The following is a 694-nucleotide window of genomic DNA, read 5'->3' as shown; positions in this document are numbered from 1 at the left end:
GCTGGCTCGACCCGCGCCACGGCGGGGTCAACCTCGGCTTCCCCACCCAGACCTGAGCAGCCGCAGCAGCCCCGCCCCGGCCAGGTACGCCACCAGCGCCGGGGCGGGCAGCCCCAGCGGCTCCGGGGCGGACTTGCGGGTCAGGCTGTTCAGCAGCAACCCGGCGACCACGCCCGCGTACCCGGCGACCGCGAGCACGGCCCGGACGGACGGCGTGCGCGGCTCGGCGTCCCCGCCCCCGGTGTCCCCGCCCGGGGTCGGCGCCCGGGCCGGACCGGTGCCGTCGGTGCCGGACGCGGTGGGGCCGGGGGCGCGGGTGTCGGACCTGGCCGGGCTGGTCCGGCGGCTGCGGGCCTCGATCCGGCCGAAGACGGCGACGAGCGCCGCCAGCACCCCGACCAGGCCGAGCAGCCAGGGCACCCGCCACGCCCACCAGGCCGCCGAGCCGACCCGGGGGGTGGGGAGCACGCCGACGGCGTCCAGCAGGCCGATCAGCAGCACGGCGGCGGTCAGCTGCCAGAGGAAGACGGTCAGCACCACCGAGTTCACCGCGATCACCGCCTGCCACGGGCCGGTCCGGCGCAGCCAGCGGCGCGCCGGGGCCTGGAGCAGCAGGATCAGCCCGAGCTGCGCGGTGGCGACGGCGAGCAGCGCCAAGCTCGGCGGCGCGGCGTTGTCCAGCCGCTCGCCGGGC

General features: G+C 79.3%; 1 pseudogene. It reads right to left on the bottom strand.

Going from position 1 to position 694, the window contains the following annotated elements:
* Positions 1-27: 27 nt before the first annotated feature.
* Positions 28-694: pseudogene (locus tag ACFOYX_RS24650) on the bottom strand (acyltransferase); the annotation flags it as partial.

The sequence above is a fragment of the Micromonospora sp. GCM10011541 genome (assembly GCF_042650725.1).
In the GTDB taxonomy this organism is placed as follows: domain Bacteria; phylum Actinomycetota; class Actinomycetes; order Mycobacteriales; family Micromonosporaceae; genus Micromonospora; species Micromonospora sicca.
This window is presented reverse-complemented; position numbering and strand designations above follow the sequence as displayed.